The sequence below is a fragment of the Bhargavaea cecembensis genome (assembly GCF_000826125.2).
Classification (GTDB): domain Bacteria; phylum Bacillota; class Bacilli; order Bacillales_A; family Planococcaceae; genus Bhargavaea; species Bhargavaea cecembensis_B.
Genome location: NZ_LN651373.1, coordinates 1,555,541 through 1,575,845 on the forward strand (window position 1 = coordinate 1,555,541; position 20,305 = coordinate 1,575,845).

At 58.4% G+C, this 20,305-nt stretch carries 17 protein-coding genes; 1 reads left to right on the forward strand and 16 read right to left on the reverse strand.

Annotated elements, in window-relative coordinates:
* Positions 1–394: 394 nt before the first annotated feature.
* Genes BN1189_RS13125 through BN1189_RS13150 form a run of 6 tightly spaced genes read right to left on the reverse strand, consistent with a single transcriptional unit; the run spans position 395 to position 8,395 of the window.
* Entirely contained in the window at positions 395–1,747 is a 1,353-nt protein-coding gene (locus tag BN1189_RS13125; RefSeq protein ID WP_040228673.1) for a dihydrolipoamide acetyltransferase family protein, read from the reverse strand.
* A 19-nt stretch (positions 1,748–1,766) separates the two neighbouring features.
* The gene (locus BN1189_RS13130) at positions 1,767–2,750 is read right to left on the reverse strand and encodes an alpha-ketoacid dehydrogenase subunit beta (protein WP_040228675.1); all 984 of its coding nucleotides are present in this window, start codon (positions 2,748–2,750) and stop codon (positions 1,767–1,769) included.
* The gene (locus BN1189_RS13135; protein WP_098049720.1) at positions 2,750–3,757 is read right to left on the reverse strand and encodes a thiamine pyrophosphate-dependent dehydrogenase E1 component subunit alpha; all 1,008 of its coding nucleotides are present in this window, start codon (positions 3,755–3,757) and stop codon (positions 2,750–2,752) included. The genes BN1189_RS13130 and BN1189_RS13135 overlap by 1 nt, the downstream gene beginning before the upstream one ends.
* Positions 3,758–3,774: 17 nt before the next feature.
* The gene (lpdA, locus tag BN1189_RS13140; RefSeq protein WP_040228678.1) at positions 3,775–5,202 is read right to left on the reverse strand and encodes a dihydrolipoyl dehydrogenase; all 1,428 of its coding nucleotides are present in this window, start codon (positions 5,200–5,202) and stop codon (positions 3,775–3,777) included.
* Between the two features lie 42 nt (positions 5,203–5,244).
* Positions 5,245–6,342, reverse strand: coding sequence for a branched-chain amino acid dehydrogenase (bcd, locus tag BN1189_RS13145; RefSeq protein WP_040228679.1), 1,098 nt, complete (start codon positions 6,340–6,342; stop codon positions 5,245–5,247).
* Between the two features lie 46 nt (positions 6,343–6,388).
* Positions 6,389–8,395, reverse strand: coding sequence for a sigma-54-dependent Fis family transcriptional regulator (locus BN1189_RS13150; RefSeq protein WP_040228680.1), 2,007 nt, complete (start codon positions 8,393–8,395; stop codon positions 6,389–6,391).
* A gap of 131 nt (positions 8,396–8,526) precedes the next feature.
* Between BN1189_RS13150 and BN1189_RS13155 the strand changes: the two genes are divergently transcribed.
* Positions 8,527–8,778 (forward strand): DUF2627 domain-containing protein, encoded by a 252-nt coding sequence (locus BN1189_RS13155; RefSeq protein ID WP_040228682.1) that lies wholly within the window; start codon positions 8,527–8,529, stop codon positions 8,776–8,778.
* A 6-nt stretch (positions 8,779–8,784) separates the two neighbouring features.
* Here BN1189_RS13155 and BN1189_RS13160 read toward each other — a convergent pair whose 3' ends face one another.
* From BN1189_RS13160 to xseA, 10 genes are all read right to left on the reverse strand, one after another.
* On the reverse strand, positions 8,785–9,501 hold the full coding sequence (locus BN1189_RS13160) for a glycerophosphodiester phosphodiesterase (RefSeq protein WP_040228684.1): 717 nt from the start codon (positions 9,499–9,501) through the stop codon (positions 8,785–8,787).
* A 119-nt stretch (positions 9,502–9,620) separates the two neighbouring features.
* On the reverse strand, positions 9,621–10,409 hold the full coding sequence (gene spo0A / locus BN1189_RS13165) for a sporulation transcription factor Spo0A (RefSeq protein ID WP_040228686.1): 789 nt from the start codon (positions 10,407–10,409) through the stop codon (positions 9,621–9,623).
* A 229-nt stretch (positions 10,410–10,638) separates the two neighbouring features.
* Positions 10,639–11,607, reverse strand: a complete 969-nt coding sequence (locus BN1189_RS13170) for a SpoIVB peptidase S55 domain-containing protein (protein ID WP_052455862.1) — start codon at positions 11,605–11,607, stop codon at positions 10,639–10,641.
* Between the two features lie 966 nt (positions 11,608–12,573).
* Complete coding sequence (gene recN, locus BN1189_RS13180) at positions 12,574–14,265, reverse strand: DNA repair protein RecN (RefSeq protein ID WP_040228689.1); 1,692 nt, start codon at positions 14,263–14,265, stop codon at positions 12,574–12,576.
* Between the two features lie 16 nt (positions 14,266–14,281).
* Positions 14,282–14,731 (reverse strand): transcriptional regulator AhrC/ArgR, encoded by a 450-nt coding sequence (gene ahrC / locus BN1189_RS13185; protein WP_040228691.1) that lies wholly within the window; start codon positions 14,729–14,731, stop codon positions 14,282–14,284.
* 220 nt (positions 14,732–14,951) lie between these two features.
* Entirely contained in the window at positions 14,952–15,773 is an 822-nt protein-coding gene (locus tag BN1189_RS13190) for a TlyA family RNA methyltransferase (RefSeq protein WP_040228693.1), read from the reverse strand.
* Positions 15,770–17,674 (reverse strand): 1-deoxy-D-xylulose-5-phosphate synthase, encoded by a 1,905-nt coding sequence (gene dxs, locus BN1189_RS13195; RefSeq protein WP_040228777.1) that lies wholly within the window; start codon positions 17,672–17,674, stop codon positions 15,770–15,772. The genes BN1189_RS13190 and dxs overlap by 4 nt, the downstream gene beginning before the upstream one ends.
* 107 nt (positions 17,675–17,781) lie before the next feature.
* Positions 17,782–18,666, reverse strand: coding sequence for a polyprenyl synthetase family protein (locus BN1189_RS13200; RefSeq protein ID WP_040228695.1), 885 nt, complete (start codon positions 18,664–18,666; stop codon positions 17,782–17,784).
* The gene (locus BN1189_RS13205) at positions 18,659–18,910 is read right to left on the reverse strand and encodes an exodeoxyribonuclease VII small subunit (RefSeq protein WP_040228697.1); all 252 of its coding nucleotides are present in this window, start codon (positions 18,908–18,910) and stop codon (positions 18,659–18,661) included. The genes BN1189_RS13200 and BN1189_RS13205 overlap by 8 nt, the downstream gene beginning before the upstream one ends.
* Entirely contained in the window at positions 18,910–20,262 is a 1,353-nt protein-coding gene (xseA, locus tag BN1189_RS13210) for an exodeoxyribonuclease VII large subunit (RefSeq protein ID WP_040228699.1), read from the reverse strand. Before xseA ends, BN1189_RS13205 begins: the two co-directional genes overlap by 1 nt.
* Positions 20,263–20,305 lie beyond the last annotated feature (43 nt).

Here is a 20,305-nt window from a genome sequence, read left to right on the forward strand (position 1 = left end):
ATCCCGACATACGCTTCAATTGGCATCCAATTTTACATACTTTGTGAGAACCGGTTTCGGGCAGCCGAAGCACTGCCATGAAATTTCAACCACAGTGGTACCCGATCATGAATGGGTTCTCGATCCTCTTCTCCGCACCGCCCGTTAGTAGTTTTTTTGACACACCCAGCTTGCTTCGATGGTCAACTAATTCTATCAAGATACCTCTGGAAATATCAATCTAATTTTTCTGCTGTTGTAATTTTTCTTTAAAATTTTCATGATCTCTAAGAAGGACGTATCTGGTCAATGCATTGAGCATGGAAGTTGACGCCCGAAGGGAGGAATTAGAGTGAATCCGAAAGAAAGATCACAAAAAAACATCCGGAAAGCAAATGAGCTCTCCGGATGTTTATTAGTAAACAGATGTAGTTTCACTTGAAATACTTTCAAGGATCTCCTTCACCCGCGCCAGGAAGTTTCCTGCGACGAGGCCGTCGAGCACGCGGTGGTCGAGCGACAGGCAGAGGTTGACCATGTCGCGTACTGCGATCATGCCGCCGTCCATGACGACCGGCCGCTTGACGATCGATTCGACCTGCAGGATGGCGGCCTGCGGGTAGTTGATGATGCCCATCGACTGGACGGATCCGAACGAGCCGGTGTTGTTGACGGTGAATGTGCCGCCCTGCATTTCGTCGGATTTCAGCTTGCCGGAGCGGACTTTCGACGCGAGTTCGTTTACTTCGCGGGCGATGCCTTTGACCGTCTTTTCGTCGGCGTCTTTGATGACGGGGACGAAGAGGGCGTCTTCCGTTGCGACGGCGATCGAGATGTTGATCGCCTTCTTTTGGATGATCTTGTCGCCCGCCCACATCGAGTTCATCATCGGGAATTCCTTCAGTGCCTGTGCGACCGCCTTGACGAAGAAGGCGAAGTACGTCAGGTTGAAGCCTTCCTTCTTCTTGAAGTCGGTTTTGAGCGAATCGCGGTAGTTGACGAGGTTCGTCACGTCGACTTCGACCATCGTCCATGCATGCGGCGCCTCGTGCACAGAGCGCAGCATGTTGTTCGCGATGGCGCGGCGCACGCCGGTCACCGGAATCTCGATGTCGCCTGCTGCGGTTTCAGCAGGAGGTGCGGGACGCTCCGCCGGCTTGGATGAAGCGGCAGGCTGGGAGGCAGCCGGTTGTGAAGGGGCAGGTGCCGCTTCTTTCGCCGGTTCTGCCGCCGGGCGGCTGCCTTCTGTTGGGATGTTGCCGGATTCAATCAGGCTCGTGAGGTCTTTCCGCGTGATGCGGCCGCCTTTTCCGGAGCCTTCCACCTGGGACAGGTCGATCCCGTGTTCCTGCGAAAGCCGGAGAACGGCCGGGGAATAGCGGCCGCCCGTCTGTTTCTGCGGAGCCGGTGAGATGTTGGTGCCTTTCGTGCCGGACAGGTTTTCCGGCTTGTCGGAACCGGCGGCCGGCATTTCGTTCGCCGGCTCATCCGCTGCCGGGGACGCCTCAGGTTCCGCCTCCCCGCCGCCTTCCGTCTCGATCGTGCAGACGGGCGCGCCGACTTCAAGCGTCTCGCCTTCCCCTGCGAGCAGTTCCTTGATCGTCCCGGAGAATGAAGAAGGAATTTCCGCCGTTACCTTGTCTGTGTTCACTTCTGCGAGCGCATCGTATTTTTCAACGGTGTCGCCCGGTTTCACGAGCCATCGCTCGATTGTGCCCTCGGTCACGGATTCTCCGAGCTGGGGCATTTTAATCTGTTCGGTCGCCAATGGTAACCCTCCGTCCGATTTAGAATTCCGCAAGCTCCCGCATGGCCTTTTCGACTTTGTCCGGGTTGATCATGAAGAACTTCTCCATGGTCGGCGCATACGGCATCGCCGGCACATCCGGTCCTGCCAGCCGCTGGATTGGGGCGTCGAGGTCAAACAGGCATTCTTCGCCGATGATCGCCGCCACTTCACTCATGATGCTGCCTTCTTTGTTGTCTTCCGTGACGAGCAGGACCTTCCCCGTCTTGGACGCCGCTTCGACGATCGCTTCGCGGTCAAGCGGATAGACTGTCCGCAGGTCGAGGATATGGGCGGAAATGCCGTCTTCCGCCAGGCGTTCCGCTGCCTGGAGCGCGAAATGAACCGCAAGTCCGTATGTGATGACGGTGATGTCATCCCCTTCGCGTTTGACGTCCGCCTTGCCGATCGGGAGCGTGTAATCTTCTTCAGGCACTTCCCCCTTGATCAGGCGGTAGGCCCGCTTGTGCTCGAAGAACAGGACCGGATCTTCGTCGCGGATCGCCGCCTTCAGCAGGCCCTTCGCGTCATAAGGAGTGGACGGGATGACGATCTTCAGCCCCGGCTGGTTGGCGAATACCGCTTCCACCGACTGCGAGTGGTAAAGCGCCCCGTGGACGCCGCCGCCGAATGGCGCACGCACGACAAGCGGGCAGCTCCAGTCATTGTTCGAGCGGTAGCGGATTCGCGATGCCTCGGAGATGATCTGGTTGACCGCCGGCATGATGAAGTCGGCGAATTGCATTTCCGCGATCGGGCGCATGCCGTACATGGCGGCGCCGATCGCAACACCGGCAATCGCGGATTCGGCGAGCGGGGCATCGATGACACGTTCTTCGCCGAACTCATCGTAGAGCCCCTGTGTCGCCTTGAACACGCCGCCTTTTTTGCCGACGTCTTCACCGAGGATAAAGACGTTGTCGTCACGCTCCATCTCTTCTTTCATCGCGAGTGTGATTGCATCGATATAGGACATGACCGCCATCACTCATCCCCCCCTTTCTCTGCGTATACATACTTCAGTGCGTCTTCCGGCTTCGCATAAGGAGCCGCTTCCGCATAGTCGGTCGCTTCGTTGACGATCTTCTTGACCTTGTCTTCAAGCGCCTTTTCCGACTCTTCGTCCAAGACGCCCGTTTCTTTCAGATAAGCGGCGAATCTCGGAATCGGATCTTTTTCGCGTTCGGCTTTCAGGTCTTCGTCCGACCGGTACGCCCGGTGGTCGTCATCGGACGAGTGGGCGGTCAGGCGGTAGCAGATCGTTTCGACGAGCGACGGGCCTTCTCCGCTGCGTGCACGGTCAGCCGCTTCTTTCATCACTTTGTACACTTCAAGCGGATCGGTGCCGTCGACGGTGACGCCCGGCATGCCGTAGCCGATCGCGCGGTCCGAGACGTGTTCGCAGGCGAGCTGCTTTTCAATCGGAACGGAAATGGCGTATTTATTGTTTTCGACCATGATGATCGTCGGCAGTTTATGGACGCCCGCAAAGTTCGCACCTTCATGGAAGTCGCCCTGGTTGGACGAGCCTTCCCCGAGCGTCACGAATGTGATGAAGTCCTTTTTCTTGATCTTCGCTGCAAGCGCGACGCCGACCGCATGCGGCAGCTGGGTCGTGACGGGCGAGGAGCCGGTAAGGATCCGGTTCTTTTTCTGCCCGAAGTGGCCCGGCATCTGGCGTCCGCCCGAGTTCGGGTCTTCCGCCTTCGCGAATGCACTCAGCATGAGTTCTTTCGGCGTCATGCCGAAATGGAGCACGACGCCCATGTCCCGGTAGTACGGGGCGATATAGTCTTTGTCTTTGTCGAGTGCGTAGGCGGCGCCGACCTGGGCGGCCTCCTGGCCCTGGCACGAGATGACGAACGGGATCTTGCCCGCCCGGTTGAGCAGCCACATCCGCTCATCGAGGCGGCGAGCCATCAGCATCGTTTCGTACATGTGCAGGACGTCGTCGTTGGACAGCCCGAGCTCTTCATGACGGTTGTTGGTCACTTGATTTTCCCCCTTCATCACATATGGATCGCTTTGCCGTCGACGGCAAGCGCCGCTTCGCCCATCACTTCGCTGAGTGTCGGGTGCGGGTGGACGAGCGATGCAATTTCCCAAGGTGTTGCGTCAAGCACTTTCGCAAGGCCCGCCTCGGAGATCATGTCGGTCACATGCGGACCGATCATGTGGACGCCGAGCAGGTCGTCGGTTTCCTTGTCGGCGATGATCTTGACGAACCCTTCCGATTCGCCGTGGACCAAAGCCTTGCCGATCGCCTTGAACGGGAACTTGCCGATTTTCACTTCGTGCCCGCGTTCCTTCGCTTCCGCTTCGGTCAATCCGACGGCGGCCGCTTCCGGGCTGGAATAAATGCAGCGCGGCACCAGTTCCGCGTCCACATGCGACGGCTCTTTGCGTGCAATATGCTCCACTGCGGCAATCCCTTCATGGGACGCGACATGGGCGAGCTGAAGGCCGCCGATCACGTCTCCGATCGCATAAATATGGGATTCCTTCGTCTGGTAAGTCTTTTTCACTTGGATGTAGCCGCGGTCCAGCTCGATATCCGTGTTTTCGAGACCGATGCCTTCCGTGTTCGCCTGGCGGCCGACGGAGACGAGGACCTTTTCCGCTGAGAAGGTTTCCGTGCCGTCGCCGGTCTCCGCCGAAATCGACACGGATCCTTCTCCCTTCTGGAGAGTGTCAGGCAGGACTTTCGCGGATGTGATGATCTTCACACCGCGCTTTTTGAGCAGCTTCTCCATTTCCTTCGAGATGTCGGCATCTTCCGTCGGCAAAATCCGGTCCGCATATTCGACGACCGTCGTGTCGACGCCGAAGTCATTCAGCATGGAAGCCCACTCGATGCCGATCACGCCGCCTCCGATGATGAGGATCGATGCCGGCAGGCTTTCCATCGCGAGCGCCTCGTCTGAAGTCATGACATGGGTCCCGTCAATGTCGAGTCCCGGCAGCGTGCGCGGACGGGATCCCGTCGCGATGATGACGTTGTTCGGGATGAGCATTTCATTTTCCTCGCCGTTCTCATACTCGACGGAGATCGTGCCGGGCATCGGCGAGAAGATCGACGGGCCGAGAATGCGGCCCATCCCCTCGTATACGTCGATCTTGCCTTTTTTCATGAGTCCCCGGACTCCGTTGTGCAGACCGGAGACGATGGATTCTTTCCGGCTCTGCACTTTGCCGAAGTCGAGCGTGACTTCCCCGGTCGAAACGCCGAACGAATCGGCTTCGTCCTTTGCAAGACGGAGCACTTCCGCACTGCGGAGTAGCGCCTTGGACGGGATGCATCCTTTATGGAGGCAAGTGCCGCCAAGCTTCCCTTTTTCGACGATGGCCGTTTTCAGCCCGAGCTGGGACGCGCGGATGGCGGCGACATAGCCGCCGGTCCCTCCGCCCAGAATGACAACATCATATTCAAGTGCCATGAGATGGCCCCCTTTCCTAACTGCGGTGGATCTGTTCTGTGGTCAACGTTTCGCCAGGATGTCTTTGCCGTTGCGCAGGAACTGGCGGCGCGACTTCGCGAGGTTGGCGATCCGCTCTTCCGCGAGGCGGTCCGCTGCCGCATAGGTCGGGATGCCGTCACGCTTCGAGATGGAGATGACTTTTTCGATCGTGTCGTAGATTTTTTCGACTTTCCTCATCGCGCGTTCTTCGTTATAGCCGTCGAGCTCATCGGCCACGTTGATGACGCCGCCAGCATTGATGATGTAGTCCGGCGCATAGACGATGCCCATTTCGTGGATCCTGTCCCCGTGCTCCGGCGTTTTCAGCTGGTTGTTCGCCGAGCCGGCGATCACTTTCGCCTTGAGCTGAGGGATCGTCTCGTCATTGATCGTCGCGCCGAGTGCGCAAGGTGCGTAGATGTCCGCTTCCACACCGTAGATGTCGTTGATGCCGACCGCTTCGGCGCCGAATTCTTCAACAGCGCGCTGAACGGCCTGCTCGTTGATGTCCGTGACGATCAGCTTGGCGCCTTCCTCGTGGAGGTAGCGGCAAAGCGCGAATGCAACGTTGCCGACGCCCTGTACGGCAACCGTCCGGCCCTCAAGGGAGTCTGTGCCGAACGCCTCTTTTGCCGCCGCCTTCATGCCGCGGTAGACGCCGTATGCCGTGACCGGCGACGGATTGCCCGAAGAGCCGGAAGTTGTCGGAGAAACGCCGGTGACATATTCCGTTTCCAGGTGGATGAGGTCCATGTCTTCTTCGGTCGTGCCGACGTCTTCGGCGGTGATGTAACGGCCGTTGAGCCCTTGTACAAACCGGCCGAATGCGCGGAACATCTCTTCATTCTTGTCTTTCTTCGGATCGCCGATGATGACGGTCTTGCCTCCGCCGAGGTTCAGCCCGGCTGCGGCGTTTTTGTATGTCATGCCGCGTGCAAGACGGAGTGCGTCTTCGAGCGCTTCCTCTTCGGATGCATATGTCCACATGCGCACGCCGCCGAGCGCCGGTCCGATTGTCGTGTCATGGATGACGATGATCGCCTTCAGGCCCGAAGCCTCATCCTGGCAAAGAACCACTTGCTCGTAATCGTATTTCTCCATGTATTTGAACAGTTCCATCATCATTCTCCTCCTTTTATGTACAGGCGGTAAGCCTGGTCCCGCTTCATAGCAGATTGTGCTTTTCGAGCTTGTAGTACAGCGTGCGCACGGAGATTCCGAGCTGTTTGGCGGCTTCGGATTTGTTTCCGCCGCACGTTGTAAGCGCTTCCCTTAAAATCATTTTTTCATGGGCATCCAACTGCTCGGCGAGCGTTCCGGATGCCCCTTCGCCTTCCGCCTGGAATACGGCGGCCAATTCAGGCCTGCCGAGGACTTTGTCCGTCGGCTGCATGAAGATCAGGGCGCGGCTGACCACGTTTTCAAGTTCTCTTACGTTTCCGGGCCATTCATGCTGCATGAGCAGGCCGGCCGCATCCGGATCGATCCGTTCGACGGATCGGCCGAGGTCCCGGTTCAGTTTGGGCAACAGCTTTTCCGCCAGTTCGGGGATGTCCGCCCTGCGGTGTCGGAGAGGCGGGATGTGGACCGGCACCCGGTTCAGCCGGTGGAACAGGTCTTCCCTGAACCGGCCTTCCTTCATCGCCTTCTCCAGGTTGCTGTTCGTTGCCGAGATGACCCTGACGGATACCGGCACAGGTTTGCTGCCGCCGACGCGGTGGATCTCCTTCTCTTCAAGTGCACGGAGAAGGCCGGCCTGCACCGTCCCCGGCAGTTCGCCGATTTCATCCAGGAAGAGCGTCCCGCCTTCCGCTTCTTCGAAAAGTCCTTCCTCCGAATCACCCGGGTCCGGCCCTTCGGAACCGAACAGTTCACGGGCGAGCCGGTCCCCCGGCAGGGCTGCGCAATTCACTCTCACGAAGTTGCCGCCGCCGGATGCATGGTGGATCGCCTGGGCGAACACTTCCTTGCCGGTCCCCGACTCTCCGCGTAGCAGGATCGGAACGGGCATCGCGGACGCCAGCTTCGCCTGCTGGACGGCGAGCCGCATTTCCGGTGACTCGCCCGCTATGTCGTCGAACGTATAGCGGGTTTCCAGAGAGCGAATGAGGCGCCTGGCCCGGTCCAGCTCTTCTGACAGTGAACGGATTTCCGTCAGGTCATGGATGATCCCGACGCTCCCCTTCAGCTTGCCGCCTGCGATCACCGGCGCCACGTTGACGACGACTTCGCGGCGGGACGGACCGACGCGCATCCGGACGCCCCGGATCGGCTTGCCCGTCTCCAGGACCTTCATATGGATGCTCTCGCCCTCGGTGATGTCCACTCCGGCCGGCTTCCCGATCACGTCTTCCTCGGTGAGTCCGGTTAGCCGGGTGTACGCCGGGTTGACGAGAATGCCGCGGCCCTCTTCGTCCACGACGGAGATGGCATCGTCGCTCGACTGGATGATCGCCTTGAGCATCGACTGGATCTCCTGGAGGTTCGTGATCTCTTCGGCGAGCTCGACAATGCCGGTGATGTCGCGGAACACGGCAAATGCCCCGACCCGCTTGCCGGTATTGTCCTTGAGCGGCCGCCTGGAGGAGACGACGCGAACTCCGTTGGCGAGCGTCAATTCCCGGTTCAGTTCGGGGATCCCCGTCTCGGCCACTCCCGGCAGCCCGCTTCCCGGAATGACTTCTCCGACGGGACGGCCGATCGCATCGGCTGCCGGATGCCCGGTGATGAGCGCCGCGCTGCGGTTATAGAACCGGATGATGCCGTCCGTGTCGATGCCGATCATCCCCTCGTCCAGGGAGTTGAAGATCAGCCGGTTCCGGAACGATTCCGACCGGAGCTGCCGGATATAATGGTCATTTTCTTCCAGCAGGCTGACAAGCAGCCTGGCGATCGTGCCCGGGATTACGACGGCGTGGGCGGGCCGCGACTTGAGCAGTTCGCCGAACACGCCCTGTTCCCCCGTCACATCAAAGATCAGATGCAGGTCGTTCGCCAGGAAGGCCCGCCAGTCATCGCCGGTCGGAATGCCGTTCTGCTCGGCAAGGGCGAGGCCGGGCGCATCCGGATTGATGTCGGTCATTCCGGTGACGTGCATGTAATCCAGCTGCATCAATAGTTTCAGGATGGCGGTACCGCCAGCTCCGGCACCGACGACAAGCACATTCTGCAATATCGTTCAGGCCCTTCATAAGAATTATGCAAAGCTTTGCAATACCACCCCAATCATAACCGATAGCGGCTTTCTTGACAATCATGACCTGGCATCGGACAATAAAAACGACAGAAAAAGGGGAGATCAGCATGCAGCGGCTGGCCGCTTTCATTGTCCTGCTCATTCCCGGTATCGGCGCCGCCTGGGGCATCAAGCTGATGAGAGACTCCCTCTTCGGGATCCGCTTCGCTTTGTTTCCGTGGGTTTGGCTGCAGTTCCTCGCAGGGCTTGCCATCCTGATCGTCTGCATCGGCTTTTTCGCCGGGTTCCTGCTGAGACGTGATCAGAGAAAAGGGAAGATACCGGAAGACCGGTTCAAACGTAAAAAAAAGGGTTCCTGACAAACGTCAGAAACCCTTTTTCATTGCGTTCCGGACCCTTTCCGGGTGATCGGTGATCCATCCCCTGACAAACGGTTCGGGCGTGCGGATAAACGGCTCGCTCCCGTCCACCCCGTACACCCTCGCCGGCTTTCCGCTTTTCTCGATGGCGCCAAGGAAACGGCCGGACCAGAGCCGCTTGTGGATATGGAATGCATCCGCGGACCCGTAACTTTCAAGATGGTCCCATGAAGATTTCTTGGTGGCGATGAGCGCCGTTTCCGCCGAGGGATCCAGCCATTTGGCACGGACGAGCAACGGATAATGGAAAGACGAAAAATGCACATCTTCCAATCCGGCACATAAGGCGAGCACTTCCCGTATAAGTTCCGGCCGTTCAAGGAACGTCTCCTTCAGCTCGATGTTGACGGAAAGCCCCGGCCTGCCGGACGCCCAGCGGATAAACTCCCCGAGCGACATGATCGTCCCCCCGCACAGGCGCTTCCACCGATTCCGGCCGACTCGGAGCCGGCACACCTCCTCCGACGTGAGCTCCGTCACGAACTTCCGCCTGCCGGTGACCCGGTACAGATCCGCATCATGGACAATGACGGGAACCCCGTCGCGCGTCAGCTGCACGTCTGTCTCGATCCCGTCCGCCCCGAGCTCGGCTGCCTGCTCAAATGCGGACAGGGTGTTCTCGAATGCCGACCCGGATGCCCCCCGGTGCGCGTAGATTTTCATTCCGATCGACCGCCCTTCCAGCTTCTCTCTCCATCATACGGCATCTTTACCCGGTGCGGGCCGGCCGGCAAACGGAAAAATCCGCCGGCGGAGCCGGGGCGTCCGTCGGCGGATCATTTTCAGGCGGTCATGAATTCAAGCCGCAGTCGGTCTGAAACCATGGCGATGAATTCGGAATTGGTCGGCTTGCTCTTCATATGATGCACGGTATAGCCGAACATCTTGGAGATCACTTCATAATTGCCGCGGTTCCAGGCGACTTCGATCGCATGCCGGATCGCCCGCTCGACACGGGAAGGGGTCGTGGAGAACTTCTCCGCAATTTCCGGGTACAGCACTTTCGTCACCGAACCGAGAAGGTCGACGTCGTTATAGACCATCGTAATCGCTTCACGTAGGAAGGCATAGCCCTTGATATGGGCCGGCACGCCGATTTCCTTGATGATGGCCGTCACAGCCGTGTCGATCGCCTTGCGGCTGACCGTCTGCTGGCGGCCGGTTTCCAGCACGGACGCGGGCTGGCGGGTCGTTCTGCCGTTTTTCATCGTGAGGATCTGATGGACGAGCCGGTCAAACTCAAACGGCTTGAGGATGAAATAAGAGGCGCCAAGCTCCGCCGCCTGCTTCATGATCTCTTCCTGGCCGAACGCCGTCAGCATGATGATGGACATGTTCTCGGCCCGTCCGTCCGCGTTCAGCTCTTCCAGCACTCCGATCCCGTCAAGATGGGGCATGATGATGTCGAGCAGGAGAACATCGGGTGATTGTTCCTCAAGCATCGACAGGCAGAGCTTCCCGTTCGCCGCTGTTCCCGTCACTTCAATTTCCGGGTGGTTTTCGAAGTATTGGACCATTGTTTTCACCAATTCGCGATTATCATCAGCAATTGCCACTTTAATTTTTTCCATTTCCCGTTCCCCCTTTTATTAAAAGAACCCATCCCAAGGCACTTACCCGTTTCAATTCGACATTGCCCCGCGGTCCCCTTCACCAAATCCGAAAATAGGGCCGCGGGAGGATAGTTTAGACACGATTCGACGCGTTTCCACAATTGGCATTTTGTATAACCGCTTTTCATTATAATGAAAATATAGGAAAAGGCCATACCTGTGCAGGTATGGCCGACCATGTTTTTCGTCACGGTTTTTTCTTTGTCATTTCTACGACGGGAAGACCCGCCCCTTTCATCGGTTCCTCGACGAACATATGGGTGACGACTCCCGCAAACCGTCCGTCCTGGATGATCGGGCTGCCGCTCATTCCCTGCAGGATCCCGCCAGTCTTCTCAATCAGCCGGCGGTCGGTGACGGTGAACCGGAACGCTTCCGAGTCCTTTCCCGCGGAGGTGATGCGGATGCTGAATTTTTCGATCGTCACGCCCTCGACGGTCGTATAGATCTCCGCATCCCCTTCGCGGACCTCGTCAGACCGCATAAGTTCAAGCGGTTCCGGGAATGCTCCTGTTAACGATGATGTCCACTTGCCGAAAATCCCGTATACATCATTTTCCCGGATGTTGCCGAGAAGCTTTGTGCCGGATTCCACCGAGGAAATCTTATAGCCGGGCACACCCGGTTCACTTTTCCGGATATGCTCCACTTCCGCCAAGTGGATGGAGCCGCCCGTGAAAGGCGGGGGTCCGTCCAGCGCACGGTCGACAATCTGGTGACCGAGCGCGCCATACTCTCCGGTCTTCGGGTCGATATACGAGAGGGTGCCGACTCCTTCCGTCCGTTCCCTGATGAAAGCAGGCAGATTTTCCAATTCCTTTTTCCCGGCCTGCACGGTGACGGGCTCTCCGTCCCGGTCGACGGTCAGATCCGCCTCTGAGCCATCCGGCATCTTGCCGGCAAGCTTGAGAAGGCTGTCCGTTCCGGCCACGGTATTCCCGTCGATCGTCTTGACAAAATCTCCGGCTCTGAGCCAGTTCCCGCTTCCGACCATCACATCATCGGTCACCATCACCCTGCCCAGGTCCAGATGGATGCCGATGGAATGACCCATCGGGATGAGGGATTTCGGCTCTTCCGCAGAGACGGCCGCTGCCGGCATCAGTACGAGCAAAAGGAGGACCGGTGACAAAAGCCTGCGGCTAATCCATCGCATGTTTCACCTCCTATGAACGTTGTACCGTTATGATGGTCGCCGCGGCCGCTGTTATGTCCGGTACTTTTAAGCAGGCGTGTGCGGGGTGGGAATTTTTGTTGAAAAAATAGCCGGATTGGGAGAGGTGTGCGTTACATTCGGAGTAAATATTGTGGCTGGCCGTTGCTGGTGAAGCCGGAAAGTCAGGTGGACATCGGTGGCAAGTTCTCTTCATTCGCTGTTGATTCCCGTTGCCGGCGGACACTTTCTGCAGGCACGGCCTCTGCCGGCGCCAAAACGAAGATGGCATCTGCGCCCAACTCCGATTTTTTGTCCCATACTCCGAATTCTGAGTCCATACTCCGATTTCTCGTTCCATACTCCGAATTTTGAGTCCATACTCCGATTTCTCGTTCCATGCTCCGAATTTTGAGTCCATATTCCGATTTCTCGTTCCATACTCCGAATTTTGATCCCATACTCCGAATTTTGATCCCATACTCCGATTTTTCGTTCCATACTCCGAATTCCGTGTCCATACTCCGAATTCTAAGCTCATACTCCGAATTTTGATCACTTACTCCGATATTGCTCCTTGGCCGGGTTCCATAAAACAACAATGAAAACCGGACAGTGCTGCAGTTCGGGTCCTGCCCCTTTTTTCGGCCGCTTGTCGAACGTCCTATTAGATGGCGTCCAGTTATCTGTGTGAAATCCACGATACATCTGGGAAAAGCTAATGTGATTGCACCCGGCCTCACTCCGATTACACTCGGCCCCGATCCGATTACACTCGACTGCCCTCCGATGACACTCAGCCACGCTCCGATGACACTCGGTCGCCCTCCGATGACACTCGTCATTCTCCACCTAAATTTTGCAAACAAACCGATCCGCCTCTTCAACAGATCACCTGCCCGGTACAGCCCCCGGGCCGGTTCTTCAATGATTTTCCGAACAACAAAAAACACGCACGTTCGGTGCGTGTCAGGCGAGTTTGCGTTTGCGGTCGGCCGCCATTCTGAGCAGCTCGTCCGCGTGCTGTTTGGTGAGTTCGGTCATTTCGGCGCCGGTCATCATCCGGCTCAGTTCCTCTGTCCGCCCGGTGCCTTCCAGTTCCTGCACGGAGGTTGTCGTCCGGTCTCCGGAGACCTCTTTTCGGATGAGCAGGTGATGGTCCGCCATGGCGGCCACCTGTGGAAGGTGGGAGATGCAAAGTACTTGGGAGTGCATGCTGATGGCGGCGATCTTTTCGGCGATGGCCTGTGCGACCCGGCCGCTCACCCCCGTGTCCACTTCGTCGAAGATGATGGACGTGACTTCCTGGTGTTTGGAGAAGATGGATTTCAGGGCCAGCATGATGCGGGACAGTTCCCCGCCGGACGCCACTTTGGCAAGCGGTTTCAGCGGTTCGCCGACGTTGGCGGAGATCAGGAATGTCACATCTTCCGCCCCTTCCCTGTCGAACCGGCCGCGCGGATTGAAGGCGACGCTGAATTCGGCCTTCTCCATGTAGAGCTCCGTCAGCTGACGGCGGATGGCCGAGGCCAGTTCCTCCGCCGCTCTCTGCCGCAGAATGGCCAGTTCTTCCGCCTCCACACGCAGGTCCTCTTCCATTGCATCGAGTTCCCCGCGGTCCTGCTGCAGCCGCTCGTCCCGGTTTTCGAGCTTTTCCAGCTCGGCGCCGATCCGTTCGCGGTAAGCCAGCATCTCCGCGATCGTTGCCCCGTATTTCCGCTTCATGGACTGGAGAAGCGCGAGCCTGCGCTCCACTTCGTCCAGACGGTCGGGGTCAAATTCCATTTCATCCAGAAAGGCCTTGAGGGAGAAGGCGGCGTCCTGCAAGGTGTAGAAGGCATCCGAAACGGCCGTGGAGTGTTCGCCGACCGACGGGTCCACGGAAGCGGCGTGCTCCAGGTCGCTCATCGCAGTGCCGGTCCAGTCCAGGCCTTTGGATTCTCCCTGGATCGCCTCGTAGGCGGAAGCCAGGCGCTCATAGATCGTATGGAAGTTTTTAAGGCGCAGCCGCTCTTCCGTCAGTTCTTCCTCTTCTTCCTCGTAAAAGCCGGTATCATCGATCTCGCCGATCTGGAACCGGTACAGATCGATTTTATGGGCGATCTGCTGTTCGGACTCTTCATATTCGCCGAGCCGTCTGCGAAGTTTGACGTACCGGTCATAGAGCTTTCCGTAGCTTTCCTTGGCAGGCGCAATTGAATCCCATCCGAACTGGTCGAGGAGCAGCACATGCCGCTGCTCATCCATCAGTTCCTGGGTCTCATGCTGCCCGTGGATGTCGATGATCGACGAGCCGATCTCACGCAAAATCGCGATGGTGACCAGCTTGCCGTTGATCCGGCACGTGCTTTTCCCGGACTGGGAAATGTCCCGCCGGAGAATGACGGTCCCCTCTTCATGCTGGATGCCATTGTCCTCAAGCTTCCGGAACACGGCATGATTCGGATTTTCAAGGATGAACATCCCTTCCAGCTCCGCTTTCTTTTCACCGTGACGGATAAATTCGCTTGACCCCCTGCCGCCTGCAAGAAGCTGGACGGCATCAATGATGATCGACTTCCCGGCACCGGTCTCGCCGGTCAGGACGGTCAACCCCGATTCAAAGCTGATGGACAGTTCGCTGATGATGGCAAAGTTCTTGATGGTCAGCTCTCGAAGCATCCCATCACCTCCCCGCTTATAGCATGCCGAGCAGTTTCTCCCTGAGCGCCGATCGCTCATCACTGTCCCGGCATAAAATCAGTATCGTATCGTCTCCGCAAATCGTTCCGAGCACTTCTTCCCACTCGATCTGGTCGAGCAGGGAGCCGATCGCATGGGCATTGCCGGGCAATGTCTTCATGACGAGGAAATGGCCCGCGCCGTCGATGCTGACGAAGGCGTCCGTCAGTGCCCGGTGAAGTTTCCGGCTCGGATCAAAACTCCGCTCCGCCGGCAGATTATATTTGTATCGCCCGTCGCGAAGCGGAACTTTCACCAGATGCAGTTCCTTGATGTCTCTGGAGATGGTCGCCTGCGTCACGTTGAAGCCTTCCTGTTTCAACCGGTCGACCAGCTCGTCCTGCGTCTCGATCTCGTCATGGGCGATTATTTCACGAATGCGGATATGGCGTTGGCCTTTGCTCACGTTTTTCCCTCCGGTACCTGCTTGTTCAATGTATTTTCCTACACCTTAATGTACCATTATCCGGTTTTCCCGACAAACGAATGGCAACCGGGTGCCGTCCGCAAACGAAAAACGGCAAGAACCAGGAGGGCCTTCCGGACGGACACTTGCCGTTTTCACGTCCGTCAAACGGAAGCCCTCCCGTTCCTGCCAGTTTCTATCCTATTCGGTTGCCGGCAACTCAGTCCAGCTGGCGGTGCGCCTCCTGCACGACCTCCGGCAGCCGCCCGTCGTCTATCAGGATGGACGGCGAATCGGAAGCCCTCAGATGGAACAGGAATTCGATGTTGCCTTCCCCGCCGGTCACCGGTGAATAATCAGCGGCCACCAGGTCAAAGCCGCTGCCGACCGCCATTGCCGCCGTCTTTTCCAGCACTTCCAGATGGACGGCCGGATCCCGAACGATCCCCTTCTTGCCGACTTTTTCCCTGCCGGCTTCGAACTGCGGCTTGACGAGGGCGATGACATCCCCTCCCGAAACGATGATCGTCTTCAGCGTCGGAAGAATGAGGGACAGCGAGATGAACGACACATCAATCGTCGCGAACTCCGGCGCTCCCTCGGTGAACATGCCTGGATCGGCATGTCGGAAGTTGACGCGCTCCATGACCGTCACCCTCGGATCTTCACGGAGTTTCCAGGCCAGCTGATTGTAGCCGACGTCGAGGGCATATCCGTGTTCCGCCCCGTTCTGCAGGGCGCAATCGGTGAAGCCTCCGGTCGACGCCCCGATATCAAGAAATCGTTTGCCCGCCACGGACACGTCAAAGACGGCGAGCGCTTTTTCCAGCTTAAGCCCGCCGCGGCTGACGTATTTCATCCGTTGGCCTTTGATCCGTACTTCAGCGTCTTCCGGAATCTTCTCACCCGGCTTGTCGATCCGGCGGTCGCCGGAGAAGACGATGCCCGCCATGACGGCGCGCTTCGCCTGTTCACGGGTTTCGAACAGGCCCCGGGCGACGAGCAGGACATCGATTCGTTCTTTCGTCTGTTGCCCGCTCATGAGACGTGTGTCCCTTCAGGGCGGGAAAGCCCGACAAGCTCCTCGATCCGGATGGCCAGATTTTCATCGGTCATGCCAATTTCCTCAAGCAGCTCCCCGACATTGCCGTGCTCGATGAACTGATCGGGAATCCCCATCCTGCCGATGACGGCGTCATGGAATCCGTGATCACTCGCGAATTCCAGCACCGCGCTTCCGAAACCGCCTGCGAGCACGGCCTCTTCCACCGTCATGATCGGGATTTGGCGGTCCAGCAGATTTTTCAGCATCTCTTCGTCAAACGGCTTGATGAACCGCGCATTGACGATGGCGGCGTCGATTCCTTTTGCCATGAGGCGCTCGGCTGCGGCGAATGCCATCGGGATTGTCGTCCCGAATGTCACGATCGCTGCATCCCGGCCTTCCTTCAGAATTTCCCAGGAACCGATCGGGATTTCCTTCAGTTCCTCGTCCATCGGAACGCCGATTCCGTTGCCCCTCGGATATCTCAGGGCAATCGGCCCGCCGTCATAGGACAACGCCGTCCGGACCATGTGCTGACCTTCGTTTTCGTCTTTCGGCATCATGATCGTGAAATTCGGCATGCTCCGGAGGAAGGCAATGTCGAAGACTCCCTGATGGGTCTCGCCGTCCGCGCCGACCAGGCCGGCACGGTCAATTCCGACGAACACATTCAGGTTCTGCCTGGAGATGTCATGCAGCATCTGGTCATAGGCACGCTGGAGGAACGTCGAATAAATGGCCAGAAACGGCTTCATGCCCTCGATGGCCATCCCGGCCGCCATCGTGGCCGCATGCTGTTCGGCGATGCCGACGTCAAACATGCGGTCCGGGAATTCGGAAGCGAAGCCTTCCAGCTTGGAGCCGACCGGCATCGCCGGCGTGATGGCGACGACCCGGCGGTCCTCTCGCGCAATGCGGCGGACCGTCTCCGAAACGAGCGCGCTCCAGGCGGGTCCCGCAGCCGGTGACTTGACGAATGCGCCGGTTTCCATCTTATACGGGCCTGTCCCGTGCCAGGTGCCGATCTTGTCTTCCTCTGCCGGCCGGAAGCCCTTGCCTTTTTTCGTGATGACATGCACGAGGACCGGGCCCTTCATTTTCTTCGCGTAGTTCAGGTTCGACTCGAGGTCCTCCAGGCTGTGCCCGTCGACGGGTCCGAGATAAGTAAACCCGAGTTCCTCGAAAAAGACGCCGGAGACGAGCAGATACTTCAGGCTGTCCTTCACCCGCTCCGCCGTTGCGGCGACCCTGCCGCCGACGGCCGGAATCTTTTTCATGAGGAATTCAAGGTCATCCTTGACCTTGTTGTACTTGCCGGCGGTCCGCAGTCTGCCGAGCACATTGTGAAGCGCGCCGACATTCGGCGCAATCGACATTTCATTGTCATTCAGGATGACGGTCATGTCGGTTTTTTCCGAACCGATATGGTTGAGCGCCTCCAGCGCCATTCCGCCGGTCAGTGCCCCGTCGCCGATCACCGGCACGACATGGTTGTTCATCTTCTTGATGTCCCGTGCGGCTGCCATGCCCATGGCGGCGGACAGCGAAGTGGAACTGTGGCCGGTCTCCCAAATGTCATGTTCGCTTTCGATCCTCTTCGGGAACCCGCAAAGCCCTTTATATTGCCGGAGGGTGGCGAAATCGCAGGCCCGTCCGGTCAATATTTTATGGACGTACGCCTGATGTCCGACATCCCAGATGATCTTGTCCCTCGGGCTGTCGAATGCCCGGTGAAGGGCGATTGTCAGTTCGACGACCCCGAGGTTCGGACCGATATGGCCCCCCGTCGCCGACAGCTCATTGATGAGGAAAGACCGGATGTCCGACGCCACTGCCTCAAGTTCGTCATTGCTGAGATCCTTCAGGAAGGATGGATCGGAAATCTTAGTCAAGTCCATCGCCATCACTCACCTTTATCAAATAAATAAATGGTATACATTCTTTTCCGTATACATTCTTTGTCCATTATAGCAGGGTCCGCCCGTTGTACCAATTATACCGTTGTTCAAGAAGCCCGGTAAACGATGTAGTCCGCGATGAGGCGGAGCATCGGTTCCGGCGATCTCAGGAAGGAGATGGCCTTCACCGCCTCGGTGTGGTGGTGCGCCAGCTTCTGCTTGGCACCTTCGAGCGTGAGCACGGACGGATAGGTGTTCTTGCCCTGTTCCGCATCGGCGCCGGATTTTTTTCCGGTCAGTTTTTCGTCCCCTTCCACGTCCAGAATATCATCCTGAATCTGGAAAGCAAGTCCGATATGCCGGGCGTACCGGAGAAGATTCTCCCGCTCCGGCATCGTCGCGCCCGCCAGGACGGCACCCGCTTCAACCGGGAATGAAAGAAGTGCACCTGTTTTCAGCCTGTGGACTTGCTCAAGCCCTTTTTCCGTGAGCGTCTCTTCCTCGGACTGGATATCGAGCATTTGGCCGCCGACCATGCCTTCCGCACCGCTCGCCTTGACGAGGAGGCCGATCAGGGCAAGCTTGTCTTCCGGGGAAAGTGCGGGTGCCCGTCCGATGATCCCGAAACTTTCGGTCAGGAGGGCATCACCCGCGAGGATGGCGGCCGCTTCGCCGAACACTTTATGGTTGGTCGGCTTGCCCCTGCGGAGATCGTCGTCATCCATGCTCGGCAGATCGTCGTGGATGAGAGAATACGTATGGATCAGCTCGACGGCCGCGCCGATATGCATTTCGGCAGGGTGGACTTTCCCGAGGTCATGCAAAACGGCGGACAGCAGAATCGGACGGATCCGCTTGCCGCCCGCCAAGAGAGAATAAAGCATCGATTCCTTCAGGACGGACGGCGCATTCAGGCGCCGGACCGTTCCTTCGAGAACGGGTGTCAGGTCATCCGCACGGTTTTCCATGAAACGGCTCAGCTGCTCATTCATCGCGCGTCCCCCCGGTTGCGGGATTGAACGGGGCCTGCGAGCCGTCTTCGCCGATCATCGTGACGAGCTGCTTTTCCGCGGACTGCAGCTTGCCGTGGCAGACGGCGGACAGCTCCATCCCTTTTTTGTAGAGGCTGATCGCGTCCTCAAGCGGAACGTCTCCGGACTCCAGACGGCGCACGATCTCCTCCAGGCGCCCGATCGCCTCTTCGAACTTGATATCTTCTTTCTTCGCTTCTTCCATTATGTATCCCCGTCCTTTCCTGCGGTTACCGAGACGACGGATGCTTCGGCGTATCCGTCGCGGAATGAAATGGCAATATGGTCCCCTTCCGAAAGTGCGGATGCGGACTTGACGACCTGTCCGCCGCTCCTTGCGATGCTGTAGCCGCGTTCCATGACGGCAAGCGGATTCAGCGCCTGGAGCGTGCGGAGTACGGATGCAAGCGACCGGCCGTGCAGGGAAACGGCCTCCCGCGCACTCCGTTCCAGTTCCCGGCCGAGCCGGTCCGTCCGCTCTTTGGCCGATTCGATCAGCAGTCCGGGATTGCGGGAATGCAGCCTCGTGTCCAGATGGGCGACGGCCTGCCTGCGTTCCTCGACCTGCCGGCTTGCAGACTGGCGAAACCGTTCTTCGAGTGATTCCAGCCGTTCGGCAAACGGGCGGTACAGCCGCTCCGGAAACTGCATCGGGTAGGAAGACTCCAGCTGGGAAAGCCGCCGCTTTTCCTGTCGCAGCCTTCCCGACAGGCTTTGATGCATGCGGGATTTTGCTTCAAGGATCCTTCTGGCGAGTTCCACGCTGTCCGGCACAGCCATTTCAGCGGCGGCCGTCGGGGTGGGGGCACGCAGGTCGGCGACGAAATCGGCGATCACGGTGTCGGTCTCATGGCCGACTGCGCTGATCACCGGAATCCGGGAAGAGAAGATCTCCCGGGCCACCTGTTCTTCGTTGAATGCCCACAGGTCCTCGATCGACCCGCCGCCCCGTCCGACGATGAGCACATCGATTCCCCCGTGTTCATTTGCCCGCCGGATGGCCGAAGAAACGGACGGCGCGGCGTTCGCGCCCTGCACGACTGCCGGGAACAGAAGGACTTCCGCCATCGGATACCGCCTGGCAAGCGTCGTGCAGATGTCGCGTACCGCGGCCCCGGTCGGTGCGGTGATCACGCCGACCCGCTCGGGAAAGCGGGGGATCGGCTGTTTCCACCGGGCATCGAAGAGGCCTTCCTTCCCGAGCTTCTCCTTCAGCTGTTCAAACGCGATGTAAAGCTCTCCGATGCCGTCAGGCTGCATGGAGGTGGCGTAGAGCTGGTATTGCCCCGCGGCTTCATAGACGTTCACGTCTCCCCGGATCAGGACGTTCATCCCTTCCTCGGGGCGGAATTTCAGCTTCCCGGCATTGGACCGGAACATGGCGGCGCCGATCCGGGAACGCTCGTCCTTCAGGGTGAAGTAAATATGGCCGCTCGAGTGGATCTTGACGTTCGACAGTTCGCCTTTCACATAAACGTCGCGCAAGTGAATATCCGCATCGAATTTCCGCTTGATGTAGCGGGTCAGCGCCGCCACGGATAAATATGGATTGTCCAAGGGCTGTTCCCTCCTTCGCTATCGGAGCGCTTGAAGAGGCGCG

Coding starts and splice junctions, on each gene's coding strand:
- BN1189_RS13130 (WP_040228675.1), bottom strand. CDS start 2,750: ATGGCGGTCATGTCCTATATCGATGCAATCACACTCGCGATGAAAGAA.
- lpdA (WP_040228678.1), bottom strand. CDS start 5,202: ATGGCACTTGAATATGATGTTGTCATTCTGGGCGGAGGGACCGGCGGC.
- bcd (WP_040228679.1), bottom strand. CDS start 6,342: ATGGAACTGTTCAAATACATGGAGAAATACGATTACGAGCAAGTGGTT.
- BN1189_RS13155 (WP_040228682.1), top strand. CDS start 8,527: ATGCAGCGGCTGGCCGCTTTCATTGTCCTGCTCATTCCCGGTATCGGC.
- BN1189_RS13160 (WP_040228684.1), bottom strand. CDS start 9,501: ATGAAAATCTACGCGCACCGGGGGGCATCCGGGTCGGCATTCGAGAAC.
- spo0A (WP_040228686.1), bottom strand. CDS start 10,409: ATGGAAAAAATTAAAGTGGCAATTGCTGATGATAATCGCGAATTGGTG.
- BN1189_RS13170 (WP_052455862.1), bottom strand. CDS start 11,607: ATGCGATGGATTAGCCGCAGGCTTTTGTCACCGGTCCTCCTTTTGCTC.
- recN (WP_040228689.1), bottom strand. CDS start 14,265: ATGCTTCGAGAGCTGACCATCAAGAACTTTGCCATCATCAGCGAACTG.
- BN1189_RS13190 (WP_040228693.1), bottom strand. CDS start 15,773: ATGAGCGGGCAACAGACGAAAGAACGAATCGATGTCCTGCTCGTCGCC.
- dxs (WP_040228777.1), bottom strand. CDS start 17,674: ATGGACTTGACTAAGATTTCCGATCCATCCTTCCTGAAGGATCTCAGC.
- BN1189_RS13200 (WP_040228695.1), bottom strand. CDS start 18,666: ATGAATGAGCAGCTGAGCCGTTTCATGGAAAACCGTGCGGATGACCTG.
- BN1189_RS13205 (WP_040228697.1), bottom strand. CDS start 18,910: ATGGAAGAAGCGAAGAAAGAAGATATCAAGTTCGAAGAGGCGATCGGG.